The sequence below is a fragment of the Occultella gossypii genome, assembly GCF_019947135.1.
In the GTDB taxonomy this organism is placed as follows: Bacteria; Actinomycetota; Actinomycetes; order Actinomycetales; family Beutenbergiaceae; genus Occultella; species Occultella gossypii.
In genome coordinates, this window is record NZ_JAGSHT010000013.1 from 359635 (window position 1) to 373911 (window position 14277).

General features: G+C 70.3%; 13 protein-coding genes. 4 read left to right on the top strand and 9 right to left on the bottom strand.

Annotated elements, in window-relative coordinates; all coding sequences use genetic code 11:
• The first annotated feature begins 1 nt into the window (after window position 1).
• The 3 genes from KCQ71_RS15030 (at window position 2) to KCQ71_RS15040 (ending at window position 2303) form a co-directional block, all read left to right on the top strand.
• A complete protein-coding gene (locus tag KCQ71_RS15030) occupies window positions 2–994 on the top strand; it encodes an inorganic phosphate transporter (RefSeq protein WP_223407282.1) in 993 nt (330 codons plus the stop codon).
• Between the two features lie 121 nt (window positions 995–1115).
• Entirely contained in the window at window positions 1116–1559 is a 444-nt protein-coding gene (locus KCQ71_RS15035) for a septum formation family protein (protein ID WP_223407284.1), read from the top strand.
• A gap of 132 nt (window positions 1560–1691) precedes the next feature.
• Entirely contained in the window at window positions 1692–2303 is a 612-nt protein-coding gene (locus KCQ71_RS15040; RefSeq protein ID WP_223407286.1) for a septum formation family protein, read from the top strand.
• Between the two features lie 34 nt (window positions 2304–2337).
• Here the strand turns inward: KCQ71_RS15040 and pstB are convergent, their stop codons facing one another.
• The 9 genes from pstB to KCQ71_RS15085 form a co-directional block, all read right to left on the bottom strand.
• The gene (gene pstB / locus KCQ71_RS15045; RefSeq protein WP_223407288.1) at window positions 2338–3117 is read right to left on the bottom strand and encodes a phosphate ABC transporter ATP-binding protein PstB; all 780 of its coding nucleotides are present in this window, start codon (window positions 3115–3117) and stop codon (window positions 2338–2340) included.
• A gap of 54 nt (window positions 3118–3171) precedes the next feature.
• Window positions 3172–4221 carry a phosphate ABC transporter permease PstA gene (gene pstA, locus KCQ71_RS15050; protein ID WP_223407290.1) on the bottom strand — a complete coding sequence of 350 codons (1050 nt, stop codon included), beginning with the start codon at window positions 4219–4221 and terminating at the stop codon, window positions 3172–3174.
• Window positions 4221–5228 (bottom strand): phosphate ABC transporter permease subunit PstC, encoded by a 1008-nt coding sequence (gene pstC, locus KCQ71_RS15055; RefSeq protein WP_372454031.1) that lies wholly within the window; start codon window positions 5226–5228, stop codon window positions 4221–4223. The genes pstA and pstC overlap by 1 nt, the downstream gene beginning before the upstream one ends.
• A 103-nt stretch (window positions 5229–5331) precedes the next feature.
• The gene (pstS, locus tag KCQ71_RS15060) at window positions 5332–6474 is read right to left on the bottom strand and encodes a phosphate ABC transporter substrate-binding protein PstS (RefSeq protein WP_223407292.1); all 1143 of its coding nucleotides are present in this window, start codon (window positions 6472–6474) and stop codon (window positions 5332–5334) included.
• 228 nt (window positions 6475–6702) lie between these two features.
• Entirely contained in the window at window positions 6703–7683 is a 981-nt protein-coding gene (locus tag KCQ71_RS15065) for an NUDIX hydrolase (protein WP_223407294.1), read from the bottom strand.
• A 3-nt stretch (window positions 7684–7686) separates the two neighbouring features.
• Entirely contained in the window at window positions 7687–9894 is a 2208-nt protein-coding gene (locus KCQ71_RS15070; protein ID WP_223407296.1) for an RNA degradosome polyphosphate kinase, read from the bottom strand.
• 27 nt (window positions 9895–9921) lie between these two features.
• Window positions 9922–10932 carry a mycothiol synthase gene (gene mshD, locus KCQ71_RS15075; protein ID WP_223407297.1) on the bottom strand — a complete coding sequence of 337 codons (1011 nt, stop codon included), beginning with the start codon at window positions 10930–10932 and terminating at the stop codon, window positions 9922–9924.
• Window positions 10932–11564: a hypothetical protein gene (locus tag KCQ71_RS15080; RefSeq protein ID WP_308116647.1), complete on the bottom strand. Its 633-nt coding sequence runs from the start codon at window positions 11562–11564 to the stop codon at window positions 10932–10934. The genes mshD and KCQ71_RS15080 overlap by 1 nt, the downstream gene beginning before the upstream one ends.
• A gap of 96 nt (window positions 11565–11660) precedes the next feature.
• Window positions 11661–12866 (bottom strand): alanine racemase, encoded by a 1206-nt coding sequence (locus tag KCQ71_RS15085; protein WP_223407299.1) that lies wholly within the window; start codon window positions 12864–12866, stop codon window positions 11661–11663.
• Window positions 12867–12912: 46 nt separating this feature from the next.
• Between KCQ71_RS15085 and KCQ71_RS15090 the strand changes: the two genes are divergently transcribed.
• Window positions 12913–14253 carry a D-arabinono-1,4-lactone oxidase gene (locus tag KCQ71_RS15090; protein ID WP_223407302.1) on the top strand — a complete coding sequence of 447 codons (1341 nt, stop codon included), beginning with the start codon at window positions 12913–12915 and terminating at the stop codon, window positions 14251–14253.
• Window positions 14254–14277: the final 24 nt, after the last annotated feature.

Here is a 14277-nt window from a genome sequence, read left to right on the forward strand (position 1 = left end):
GGTGGAGTTCGCCCTCGTCGTGTTGGTGATCGCGATCGCGCTCGCGTTCGACTTCACCAACGGCTTCCACGACGCAGCCAACGCGATCGCGACCTCGGTCTCCACGAGGGCACTGACACCGCGGGTCGCATTGCTGCTCGCGGCTGTGATGAACATGGTCGGCGCACTGCTCGGCACCGGCGTCGCGGAGACCATCGGCAGCGGCATCGTCGACGCGCCGCCCGGCATCTCCGGCCTGGCTGTGGTGCTCTCCGGCCTGCTCGGCGCGATCACCTGGAACCTGATCACCTGGTGGAGGGGGCTGCCGTCCTCGTCCTCGCACGCCCTCATCGGCGGCCTCACCGGCGCGGGCATCGCGTCGCTGTCCACGGTGCACTGGTCGGTGATCTGGGACAAGGTCGTCATCCCGATGGTCGCCTCCCCGCTGGTCGGCTTCGTGCTCGCGTACCTGATCATGGTCGCGGTGCTGTGGATCTTCCGGAACGCGGCTCCGGGTCCCACCCAGCGCCGGTTCCGGGTGGCCCAGACCGTCTCCGCCGCCGCGATGGCGCTCGGCCACGGCCTGCAGGACGCACAGAAGACGATGGGCGTGATCGTTCTCGCCCTGGTGGCCGGCGGGCTGCACGAGGGCACCGGGATCCCGCTCTGGGTCAAACTCGCCGCGGCCGGAGCGATCTCGCTCGGCACGTACGCCGGCGGGTGGCGGATCATGCGGACCCTCGGCCGCAAGATCATCGAGCTCGATCCGGCCCGGGGCTTCGTCGCCGAATCGGTCGCCTCGAGTGTGCTGTACACGACGGCGTTCGTGTTCCACGCGCCGATCTCGACGACGCACACCATCACGTCCGCGATCATGGGCGTCGGCGCCACGAGGCGGGCCTCCGCGGTGCGCTGGGGCATGGCCCGCAGCATCGGGGTGGCCTGGCTGCTGACCATCCCGGCCTCGGCCGCCGTGGCCGCGGTGCTCTACCTGGTGCTCAGCATCTTCGTGTGAGGCCCGGGCACCTCTACCCATTCGCCGAGTTTCCGCGCCACGCCGCGGACTCATAGACTCGCCACGACACAGCGCACCGGGCTCGTACCGGTCGACCACTACCTCCGGAGAGTCCACACCCATGTCCCGTCGCATCGTCCGCACCACCCTCGCCCTGGTCGGCGCCGCCGGCCTCGCCGCGTCCCTGAGCGCCTGTGGCAGCCAGGTCGCCTCCGTCGACGTGGGCGCCTGCTCCAACGTCAGCGACCTGTCCGGTGAGCTCACCGAGATCCCCACGGTCGACTGCGGCGAGGAGCACGACGCCCAGTTCGTGCACGTCTTCGACATCGACCAGGACGGTGACTACCCCGGCGACGATGCCATCGCCACCGCCGCCGAGGAGGGCTGCCTCGCCGGCTTCGAGGACTACGTCGGCATCAGCTACGACGAGTCCGCGCTCGGCCTCGACTTCATCCCGCCGAACGAGAACACCTGGGACGCCGCGAACGACCGCCAGGTGCTGTGCGTGGCCTACCTGACCGACGGCACCACGACCACGGAGAGCTGGGAGGGCGCGGCCATCTGAGTCGCCCCCGACGCACCACCACGAAGGGCCGCATCTCCTCGTCACCGAGGGCTGCGGCCCTTCGCCGTCGGACCCCGGTCCGGTCGGGTACGTTGGTGCCGCGTCGCCCACCCGAACCGAGGAGTCGATCCGATGACCGCTGCCGCCCGTCGCCGTCGTGTCGTGCTGGCGATCGCCGCCGCAGTGCTCGTCGCGCCGGTCCTGGGGGCGTGCTCCGGGGATCCCGGGGACGAGGAGAGCCCGCAGACGTTCACCCAGGGCGGCGGCACCGAGGACCCGAGCGCCACCGGAGACCCGAGCAGCACGGACGACCCGAGCGGCACCGCGCCGCCGTCGACCCCCGCACCGGACACCACGACCGCCACCGACGATGCCGGCGTGCCCGTCGCCGGCGTGGGCGACTGCATGCGCGCGAGCGACCTGTTCGCCGTCATCACCGAGGGCGACGGGCTCTCCGGCCTCCCGACCATCGACTGCGCGACGGAGCACGAGGTCCAGATCGTTGCGATCTACGAGATGACCGACGACGCCTACCCGGGCGACACCGAGATCCAGACGGCGGCCCTGGCGGAGTGCACCACCTTGTTCGAGGGCTTCGTCGGCATCCCGGCCGCGGAGTCGTCGCTGTCGGTGGCGCCGATCACCCCGAGTGCGGACACCTGGGCCACCGGTGCCCGCACCGCGTACTGCGTGGCCGTCGCACCCGAACCGACCACGACCTCGTTCGAGGGCGCCGGCATCTGACCAACTGCGCACCCGAGCCGGCGCAGCCGGCTGCTCAGCCGAAGCGGCCGGAGATGTAGTCCTCGGTGGACTTCTCGGACGGGGTGGAGAACATCGTGGTGGTGTCGTCCATCTCGATGAGGTGCCCGGGCTTGCCGGTGCCGGCGATGTTGAAGAATCCGGTGCGGTCCGAGACCCGGGCCGCCTGCTGCATGTTGTGGGTCACGATCACGATCGTGTAGTCGTTCTTCAGCTCCGAGATCAGCTCCTCGATGGCGAGCGTCGAGATCGGGTCGAGGGCCGAGCACGGCTCGTCCATCAGGAGCACCTGGGGCTCCACGGCGATCGCCCGGGCGATGCACAGCCGCTGCTGCTGCCCACCGGACAGTGACGAGCCGGGCAGGTTCAGGCGGTCCTTCACCTCGTTCCAGAGGTTCGCGCCGGTCAGGGACCGCTCGACCAGGTCGGCCGCGTCGGACTTGCTGATCCGCCGGTTGTTGAGCCGCACGCCGGCGAGCACGTTGTCCGCGATGGACATCGTCGGGAACGGGTTCGGGCGCTGGAACACCATGCCGACCTGGCGGCGCACCTCCACCGGGTCCACGCCGGGACCGTACAGGTCCTGGCCGTCCATCACGGCCTTACCAGTCACGTAGGCCTTCGGGATGACCTCGTGCATCCGGTTCAGGGTGCGCAGGAACGTGGACTTGCCGCAGCCCGAGGGGCCGATCAGGGCGGTGACGCTACGCGCCTCGATCACCATGTCGATACCCTCGACGGCGAGGAAGTCGCCGTAGTAGACGTTCAGGTCGTTGACATCGATGCGCTTAGACACAAGCGGTCCTTCCGGGGCGGGCGGTGCGGGCGGGGGGAGTGGGAGTCACGGAGGTCATCGGACTCCCTTCGGGGAGAAGTACCTGCTGACCAGGCGTGCGATGAGGTTCAGCAGCATCACGATCAGGATCAGGGTGAGCGCTCCGGCCCAGGCACGATCGGCCGAGGCACCGCCCTGGGCGTACTGGCGGTAGACGAACACCGGCAGCGTCGCGATCCGGCCGTCGAACGCGTCCCAGTTCACGCCGGTGGCGATGCCGACGGTGAGCAGCAGCGGGGCGGTCTCACCGATCACGCGGGCGATGGCGATCATCACGCCGGTGGTGATACCCGCGATGGCGGTACGCAGCACCACCTTGACGATGGTCAGCCACTTCGGGACGCCGAGGGCGTAGGACGCCTCGCGCAGCTCGTTCGGGACCAGCCGCAGCATCTCCTCGACGCTGCGCACCACGACCGGTGTCATCAGCACGGCCAGGGCCACCCCACCGATCACGGCGGCCTTGTACGCCGGGCCGAAGATGACCAGGAACAGCGTGAACGCGAACAGGCCGGCCACGATGGACGGGATGCCGGTCATCACGTCCACCAGCACGGTGATCCCCCGGGAGAGCGGGCCGCGCCCGTACTCGACCAGATAGATGGCCGTGAAGATACCGAGCGGGATGGCGATGATCGAGGCGATGCCGGTGACGTAGACCGTCCCGATGATCGCGTGGAACGCGCCACCCTCGACCATCTGACCGAAGATCCCGGTCATGTCCGTCGTCAGGAAGTCCCAGCTGAACCTGGTCAGGCCGTCCCCGACCACGATCCAGAGCAGGGACACCAGTGGGATCAGCGCGATGATGAACGCGAAGGTGACCAGGGTGGTGGCGAGCCGGTCCTTGGCCCAACGCTCCCCCTCGACCACCCTGGAGGTCACGGTCATCAGGATCGCGAACAGGATCGCGCCGATGAAGAAGACGCCGGCGATGGTAGGGCCGTCACCGAGGAACTGGATACCCAGGGCAAGCAACAGCGAGACGGCGAGCACCGCGACCGGCGCCCACTTCGGGAGCTTGCGGGTGGTCCGGACCGGGACCGGGGGCGTGGTGACAGTCATCAGTTGGCTCCCGAGAACTCGGCGCGTCGCGAGATGATCCAGCGGGCGATGAGGTTCACGCCGAAGGTCATGATGAACAGGATCAGCCCGGACGCGATCAGGGCGTCGACACCGAGGCCGCTGGCCTCCGGGAAGTGGCTGGCGATGTTCGCCGCGATCGATTGATGCTGACCAGGCTGGAGCAGGTAGAAGTTGATCAGGTACCCGGGCGAGAGGACCATCAGCACGGCCATCGTCTCACCGAGCGCACGGCCGAGCCCGAGCATGGTCGCCGAGATCACGCCGGAACGTCCAAACGGCAGCACCGCCTGGCGGATCATCTCCCAGCGGGTGGCGCCGAGGGCCAGCGAGGCCTCCTCGTGCAACCTGGGCGTCTGCAGGAACACCTCGCGCACAGTCGCGGTGATGATCGGCAGGATCATGATCGCGAGCACGAGCCCGGCGGTGAGGATGTTGCGGGCCGGGGCCTGGTACCCGGTGAAGATGGTCGGTCCGACGTTCTCCTCCAGCCACGCAGTCGCCCCGTTCGTGCTGAGCCACGTGAACAGCGGGCTGACCAGGGGCTGCAGCCACTGGATGCCCCAGAGACCGAAGATCACGGACGGGATCGCAGCGAGGAGGTCGATCAGATAGCCGAGGCCCTGGGCGAGCCGACGTGGCGCGTAGTGCGAGATGAACAGGCCGATGCCGATGCTGAGCGGCACGGCGACGACGAGCGCGATGACCGAGGAGATCGCCGTGCCGAACAGCAGCGGCCAGACCCAGGACCAGAGGTCGCGTCCGAGCATGAAGCCGACGTCCTCGAACGCCGAGGGGGCCGCAATGAGTGCAGGCCAGGCGCGTACGAGCAGGAAGATCGCGACGGCCGCGAGGATGATCAGGATGAAGATCCCGCTGGCGGTGGAGATCCCCTGGAACACGCGGTTGCCGAGCCGTCCTGGGGTCCGGCCGACCCGCACCTTCGGAGGCGCTTCGGGGTCCGAGGGGGGTGATTCGGCGACTGCCACTGGTCCTCCGGGCGATTTGGGGGGATGGGAGGTTACGACGTGCGTCAGGCGAGCCGGTGCTCAGCGTACTGAGGCACCGACCCGCCTGACCTGATGGGCTGGATCAGCCGGCGACCGTGATCTGGTCGAGGGCCGCGGTGACCCGCTCGCGCAGGTCGTCCGAGATCGGGGCGGAACCGGCGACGTCCGGCTGAGCGGCCCGGTCCTGGCCCTCGGGGCTGGCGACGTAGGTGAGGTAGGCCGCCACGTTCGCGGCGTCCTCCTCGGTCTCGTACACCGAGCACGCGATCGAGTAGGAGACCAGCACGATCGGGTAGGTACCGGCCTCGGTGGTGTCGCGGGCGAGGTCGATCGTCAGGCGCAGGTCGGTCGCGTCAGCGGCGGCCGGGGACACGTCGAGGATCTGCGCTGCGGCCTCCGGGGAGAACGGCACGTACTCCTCACCGACGCCGACGGCGACGGTGCCCAGGTCACCGGCGCGGGAGGCGTCGGCGTAGCCGATGGTGCCTTCGGCGCCCGAGACGGTGTCGATCATGCCGGAGGTCTGCGCACCGGACTGGGTACCGGAGATCGGCCAGGTCTCGACCGGACCGTGGGTCCACACGTCGGCCGCGGTGGCCGTGAGGTACTCGGTGAAGTTCTCGGTGGTGCCGGACTCGTCGGAACGGTTCACCGGGACGATCGGCAGGTCGGGCAGTTCGACGTCGGGGTTGGCGTCGGCGATGGCCGGGTCGTTCCAGTTCGTGATCTCGCCAGCGAACACGCCGGCGATGGTGGCCGGGTCCATGTTGATGTTCTCGGCCTCGACGCTCGGCAGGTTGTAGATGACGGCGATCGGGCTGACGTACAGGGGCAGCTCGATGACCTCGCCGCCGTAGCAGCGGTCCACACCGGAGGCAAGCTCCTCCTCGCTCATCGCGGCGTCCGAACCGGCGAACAGCACGGTGCCGTTGAGGAACTGCTCGCGGCCGGTGCCCGAACCCGTCGGGTCGTAGCTGACCGTGACGCCCGGGTTCGCCTCGGTGAAGCCGGCGATCCAGCCACCCACGGCGTTCTCCTGGGAGCTGGCGCCGGAACCGGCGATGGAGCCGGAGAGGTCGCTGGTGGCCCCTCCACCGTTGTCGCCACCGGTGTCGCCGTCGGTGGACGTGTCGTCGCCGTCGCCGCCACCACAGGCAGCGAGGGTGAGCGCGAGGGCGCTGATCACAGAGATGCCCGCCAGGCGGCGGCTAGGTGCAAGCTTCACGTTCGAATCCCGTTTCTGTTGGCTGGGTCGGGACTGCGCACCCGGAGAATTCCCATGGCGTGCCGCAGCCACGCTTGACGGTAGGGAGCGTGGGTGTATGCGTCTCCTGATTCAGGTGAACAGCAGGTGAACGAGCCACAACAATGGGCGTGATGTTCGACACGAGTCAATGGCACGAGGCACTTCCTTGGGCCACCGTTGAGGAATGGTTGAGCCTTGTACTACTGCTCAGGCCTCGAGTCCGCGCTGACGCTCCAGGGCCACCAGGCGCGATTTCCCCGAGGACCGCCGCGCCATGTGGATCACCAGCAGCTCGCCGGTGCGCAGGTACGGGTCCCGGTCCGGGATGGCCTTCGAGAGCCGGTAGGGGCTGCGCGCCGAGATGCAGGTGAGGATGATCGGCAGCACCGGGCGATGGGTTGAGACCACCGTGGGCCGGTGCCGCGCGCCGAGCAGCGCGCCCATGAAGGAGCGGACGCCGGACTTGTCCTTCTTCGCCGCGTGCTCGGTGAGCTGGGGCGCGGTCATCAGGTCCAGACCGCTCGCGTCCAGGTAGGGCGCAACGGTGGCCACGCACCGCTCCCACGGCGACGAGATGACCTCCTCGACCCCGTAGGCCGCAAGGATCGGCACGATCGCCGTCGCCTGCTTCTCGCCGACCGGCGTCAGCGGACGGGTCTGCTCGTCGCCCTTCCAGGAGGATCGGCTCCTGGCCCGCCCGTGCCGGGCCACGATCACCGTCCAGGTGTCCAGCAGGCCGTCCTCCCAGAGGTCGAGCAGGGCCCCGAGGGGCTCGATGTCATCGGACCTGGTCAGGAGCTTGCGGGCCGCCTTGGCCTCGACCCAGCGGGACTCGTCCACCTCGTGCTTGGAGGCGTCCTTGATCCTACCGCGGGGCGCGATGGCGGGGCACTCGTCGGAGACCGGCCGTGCCGCCCAGTACGAGCAGACCTTCACCCGTCCGTCCGTGAGCTTGTACTTCACCGATGGCAACGGAACACCGAGGAGGACCGAGATGCCGGTCTCCTCCTTGACCTCCCGGACGGCGCACATCGGCAGCGACTCTCCGTCGCCGTCGACCTTGCCCTTCGGCCAGGACCAGTCGTCGTAGCGCGGCCGGTGGATCAGCAGCACCTCGAGGCGTCGCCCCACCACGCGCCAGACCAACGCCCCGGCGGCCTGCACCGCCGGAAGGGACGAGTTGGCCACGCCTCAGCGATCCACGCTCGCGCGGCGCCGGTGCGCCGCCATGAGGGACTCCTGCAGGTCCAACAGCCGATTCCCGTCGTCGTCGAGGTAGTGCCTGGTCCACACATGCCGGCCGTCGCCCGCCGGGGCGAGGTGCCAGGTCGCCGTGGTGTCCGCCGCCGACCGGTCGATCAGGCCCACGAGCTCGGCGATGTGGTCGGGATCGATCACCCGGATCAGCACCTCCACGCGCCGGTCCAGGTTGCGGTGCATGAGGTCGGCGCTGCCGATGAAGACCTCCGGGTCGCCGTCGCCCGCAAACGCATAGATCCGGGAGTGTTCCAGGAAGCGCCCGAGGATGGAGCGCACCCGGATGTTCTCGCTGAGCCCCGGGATCCCGGGTTTGATCGCGCAGATCCCGCGGACGATGACGTCCACCGGCACCCCGGCCTGGGATGCGCGGTAGAGGGCATCGATCGTCACCTCGTCCACGACGGAGTTCATCTTGAACTTGACCCACGCCTCGCGGCCGGCGCGCTTGTTCTCGATCTCCCGGTCGATCCGCTCGATGAGCCCGTTCCGGATGGATCGCGGTGCGACCAGGAGCCGGTGGAACCGGGACTTCGGGGCGTACCCCGAGAGCTGGTTGAACAGCCGGGTGAGATCCTGGCCCACCTCGGAGTTGCAGGTGAGCAGGCCGTGGTCCTCGTACAGCCGGGCCGTCTTCGGGTTGTAGTTCCCGGTGCCGACGTGGCAGTAGCGGCGCAGCCCGTCCGCCTCCTGGCGCACCACCAGGGAGAGCTTGCAGTGGGTCTTCAAACCGACGATGCCGTACACGACGTGTACGCCGGCCTGCTCGAGCTTGCGGGCCCAGGTGATGTTCGCCTGCTCGTCGAAGCGCGCCTTGATCTCCACGATGGCGAGCACCTGCTTGCCGGCCTCGGCGGCGTCGATGAGGGCGTCGATGATCGGGGAGTCACCGGAGGTGCGGTACAGGGTCTGCTTGATCGCGAGCACGTTCGGGTCCGCGGCCGCCTGGGCGAGGAACTGCTGGACGCTAGTGGAGAACGAGTCGTACGGGTGGTGCAGCAGGATGTCGTGGTTGCGGATCGCGGCGAAGAAGTCCGTCGGGTTCGCGCTCTCCACCTCGGCCAGGCCGCGGGCGGTGGCGGCCACGAACCGGGGGTACTTCAGCTCGGGCCGGTCGACGTCGGTGAGCACGCCGAGGCCGGTCAGGTCCAGCGGGGACGGGAGCTCGTAGACGTCCGCATCCCCGATGTCCAGCTCGCGGATCAGCATCTCCCGGAGCCGGTCGGTGAACCCGGCCGCGAGCTCGAGCCGCACCGGGGGCCCGAACCGGCGCCGCAGGAGCTCCTTCTCGAGCGCCTTCAGGAGGTTCTCGGCGTCGTCCTCCTCGACCTCCAGGTCCTCGTTGCGGGTGACCCGGAAGATGTGGTGCTCCACGACCTCCATGCCCGGGAACAGGTAGTACAGGAACGACGCGATGACGTCCTCGATCGGCACGAAGGAGGCGATCTCGGCGGTGTCGGTGGCGTCCTCGGGGCGGACCGGCCGGCCGGAGGCGTCCACCGCGATGAACCGGGGCAGCAGCGGCGGCACCTTCACCCGCGCGAAATGCTCCTTGCCGGTGCTCGGGTTGCGCACGATCACGGCCAGGTTCAGGGACAGCCCGGAGATGTACGGGAACGGGTGCGCCGGGTCAACGGCCAGAGGGGTCAGCACCGGGAAGATCATCTTCCGGAAGTACTTGTGCAGCCGCTCCTTCTCCGTCTCGTGGAGCTCGTCGAAGTGCACCAGGGTGATGCCCTCCGCCGCGAGCGTGGGCTGCACGAGGTCCGTGAACACCGACGCGTGCCGGGCGGTCAGCTCGTGGGCCTTGACCGAGATGGAATCGAGCACCTGCCGCGGCAACAGCCCGGACGCACCCGGCACCGCCATGCCGGTGGCGATGCGTCGCTTCAGGCCGGCCACCCGGACCATGAAGAACTCATCCAGGTTGGACGCGAAGATGGACAGGAACTGGACCCGTTCGAGCAGGGGCAGCCCCTCGTCCTCGGCCAGCTCGAGCACCCGCTCGTTGAACGCGAGCCAACTCAGCTCCCGGTCCGCGAACCGGTCCTCGGGCAGCTCGTGCGGCTCCGCGTCATTGAACGCGTCGACGTCGAGGGTGATCGAGTTGACGCCGTCCAGACTGTCCACCTGCTCGCTCATGAGCCCCATCGTGGCACCTCCCGGCGTTCAGTGTGAACCGGTGCGTGCGTACTGGACATGGGCACGGGCCCGGTGGAATCCGGCGCGCTCGTACACGGCGATCGCGGGGGCGTTCTCGCCCTCCACATACAGCTCGAGCCCGGTGAGATCCCGGGCCGCGAACGCCGCCATCGCGTGCGCGGTGAGCAGCCCGCCGATGCCGCGGCCCTGCGCGTCCGGGTCCACGCCGAGCACGTAGATCTCCCCCACCCGGTCGGAGATCTTCACCCACATGGAACCGAGTGTTCGGCCGCTGTTCACATCCTCGGCGAGCCAGAACAGTCCTCGGTCGAACCACGGCTGGGCCATCCGTGCCTCGAGGTCGGCGCGGGTCATCCGGCCCTGCTCGGGGTGGTCGGCGAACGCGCGTGCGTTCACGGTCAGCCAGGCCTGCTCGTCGCGGCCGGGTTCGAAGGTGCGCACCCGAACGCCGTCGACGGCGGAGGTCGCCTCGGTCTGTGACGGCGCCCTGGTCGGTGCGGGCGCGGTCATCACCCAGAGGTCACGGACCACGCTGAGCCCGCGGCTCGCCGCGAGCGCCCGGGCGGGTGCAAGATCGCCGTGCGCCCACACGCGCACGTCCCTAGGTCCGTCCCCCTCCGAGCCGTCAGTGCCGTCAGTGCCGTCCAGCACCGCATCCAGGAGGGCCCCACCGATCCCCCGGCGTCGCGCCGCCGGGTCCACGGCGAGCTCGCCCGACCCATCGGCCACCTGGGCGTACCCGACGATCGGGACCTGCCCACCGCCGTCGGGCACCGACGTTACGGCGCCGTCAGCGACGACGCGCCCACCGCCGTCGGGCACGACTCGCGCTCCGCCGTCGGGCCGTTCTGGCCCACCCCGGACGAGCAGGTGCCGCACGGACCTATCGCCGTCCAGATTCAGCAGCGACTGCTCGTCGAACGCGGCCTCGCCGTCGGCGGCGGCCACCCGGGCGGTGAACTCCCGCACGGCAGCGACGTCCGCGGCGGTCAGCGTCTGCGCGACCTCGATCACCATCAGTCCAACCGCCCGGCTCGCCAGAGGGCCGCGGCATTCTCCAGGTCGGTGGCGGTGTCCAGCAGGGCACCGGCGTTGCGGGTGAGCCGGGTGGCCCGGTCCCGGTCATCGAGTTCGACCCAGTCCGCGTCCATGGCCGAGCCGGTGGCGAGCACCCGCAGGAACGCGGCGGCGCGGTCCAGGGTCACGCCCAGGTCCCCCCGGAACACACCGGACAGCACCGCGTCGGCGAGCTCGCGGATCTGGTCCGGGCCGGGCGGTGACGCGACGCCTGCGACGACCCCGGCGACCTCCGCGCGGTGCAGGCCGAGGTGGTAGCGCTCGGCGATGGTGTGCGGGTCCCGCCGGGTCCACTCACGCAGGAGGTAGAGCCGCCAGAGCGCTCCGGGCAGGGTGTCCGCCGGGCTCTGCGACCACATCGAGGCGACCGTGTCCAGGCCCTCGGTGTCCACGAGGGTGATCAGGCGTCGCACCAGTTCCGAGTCCTCGGCGCCATCCCGGCCGCCGAGCACAAGGGCACCCGCCGTCGTGTGGGCGAGTTCGGACCGGACCGCCGGGTCGATGTCACCGGCGATCTGCTCTGCCTCCTGCGGGCTCAGCATCGCGGGGCGGCGGAAACGGTGCGTACTCAACATGCTCCTCGAGATCGGCGATCGTGGGCCGGGCGACCCGGACGCCTCGACAACGCCGCGACGCCACCGGGCATTCCGGGTGACGTGGATCGGCACTCACCCGAAATTTCGGCCCTCACCACGATACGTGGGCACCGTCTCGCGCACACGTTCGCCCCGGACGAGGTGCACGGCGTCGAACCTCTCCAGCATCTCGCCGGCCTTCGGGTGCCGGAACCAGACCCTGGTGCCGATGGCGGGCACACGGTGCCCACGCCGGTATCGCAGCGGTGTCTGCACCTCGCCCGCACCCTCGGAGCGCAGCAGTGCCGAGCCGTCGACGGCGCGCGGCAGCCGGTCCGTGCCGGCCGGGCCGGACGCCGCGTACCCGCCGCCGAACGCGGTCGCGATCCGGGTTGCCGGACGGCGGACGACGTCAAGCCCGAAGAAGGCGGCCGGGCGGGCGGTGAAGCCGGAGTAGTCGTCGAACAGGGTCGGACAGAACAGGCCGGAGCCGGCGGTCACCTCGGTCACGGTCGGGTCCGTGGCGACGTCGTGCACGGACCCGCTGCCACCGGCGTTGACCAGCAACCGCCTGCCCAGGTGCTCCTCGAGGGCGGCCACCACGGCGGGGCGCCGGCCGGCGAGCTCGCGCAGCGAGGCCCGCTTGAGGATCCGGACCCCGACGCCACGCAGACCGGCCTCGCCCAGCCCCGCCACCTGTGCGTCGTAGAACATCACCCCGCGCACCCGGACCCGTCCGGTGCGCTCCACCGCCCGGGCCAGCACGACGGCGTCGGCCGGGGTGCGCAGCGGCGAGCGCCGCACGCCCAGGTGCACCCCGAAGGGCGGGATCCGCAGCGAGGCGTCCACGTCGATGCACACCTGCACGGCCGGACCGCCCGGGGACCCGGCCCGGATCAGCGCCCGCTCGATCAGAGCGATCTGGGCGACGTCGTCGACCATCAGTGTGATGGACTCCCGGGCCGCCGGGCTCGACGCGAGCGCCACCAGCGACGCGGTGTCCACACTCGGGTACCCGACCAGCACGTCGGAGATGCCGTCCTCGGCGAGCCAGAGCGCCTCGGCGAGCGAGTAGGCCATCACGCCGGAGAAGCCGTGCACGTCCAGGGCTCGGTGCACCAGCTGCCGCACCCGGACCGACTTGGTCGCCAGCCGCACCGGGGTGCCGCCGGCGCGGGCGATCAGATCCCGCGCATTGATGTCGAAGGTGTCCAGGTCCACGACGGCGAGCGGTGCACTCAGGGATCGGGTCGCGTCACGCCATGGCGCGGGCCGGCCGACGGCCCCGGATCGACTCATGCCCCCATTGTCACGTGTGCGGGCAAGTCCGCGCGATGATGTCCCGATGACCGCACCTGCCACGTGGCGGAACTGGGCCGGGACCGCGTGGGCCAAGCCCAGCCGGTTCGCCCGCCCCGCCTCCGAGGACGAGGCCGCGGCCCTGGTCCGAGCGGCCGCCGAGACCGGCGGCCAGGTCCGGGCGGTCGGGGCCGGGCACTCGTTCACCCCGGCTGTCGTCACCGACGGCACCATGGTCAGCCTGGACCACCTCGACCGGGTGGAGTGGGTGGGTCCGGAGGAGGCCGACGGTGCCCGGGAGGTCCGCGTCGGCGCGGGCATCCGGCTGTCGGCGCTGTGCGGGGAGCTCGCGCGGCGCGGCCTGGCCCTGGAGAACATGGGCGACATCGACGCGCAGTCCCTGGCCGGGGCGATCTCCACCGGCACCCATGGCACCGGCGCGGCCTTCACCGGGTTCGCCGCCCATGTACGAGCGGTACGGCTGATCACGCCCGACGGCGACATCGTCACGGCGAGCGCGGCGCAGCGCCCGGAACTGTTCGAGGCGGCCCGGCTGGGGCTGGGCGCGGTAGGGCTGCTCACCGCGATCACGATGCGGTGCGTGCCCGCGTTCGGGCTGCGCGCGGTGGAGACGCCGATGCTGCTCGGGCAGGTGCTGGAGTCGCTACCCGAGGCAGACGGGCCGGTCGCCACCAACGAGCACTTCGAGTTCTACTGGTTCCCGTACTCGCGCGTCGCGCTGACCAAGGCGAACAACCGGGTCCGGCCGGGTGACGGCGAAACGCCGCTGCCCACGTGGCGCCGGATCCTCGACGACGAGGTGCTCTCCAACGGCATCTTCAACGCGACGAACGTGCTCACCGCGAGGCTGCCGGTGCTCACCCCGACCGTGAACCGGGTCGCGTCGCGGCTGCTCACCGCCCGGACGTACACGGCATCCTCGGCGGCCGTGTTCACGTCGCCGCGCCGGGTGGTGTTCAAGGAGATGGAGTACGCGCTGCCCGCCGACGCCGTGGTGCCCGCGCTGCGCGAGGTGGACGCCTGGGTGCGCCGGACCGGGGAGAACGTGCCGTTCCCGGTGGAGGTGCGGTTCGCGGCGGCGGACGACGTGTGGCTCTCCACGGCACACGGGCGGGCGAGCGGGTACATCGCGGTGCACCAGTTCCACACCCTGGCCCACGAACGGTACTTCCGAGCGGTCGAGGACATCATGATCGCCCACACCGGTAGGCCGCACTGGGGCAAGATGCACCGCCGCAACGCGGCCGCCCTGGCCGACCTCTACCCGAGGTTCGCCGACTTCCTCGCGGTGCGGGACGCCGTCGACCCGCACGGCCTGTTCGCGAACCGGTACACCGACACTGTGTTCGGGCCCGCCGGGAGGTAGCATCGCCGGGTCCGCCTCGCCGAC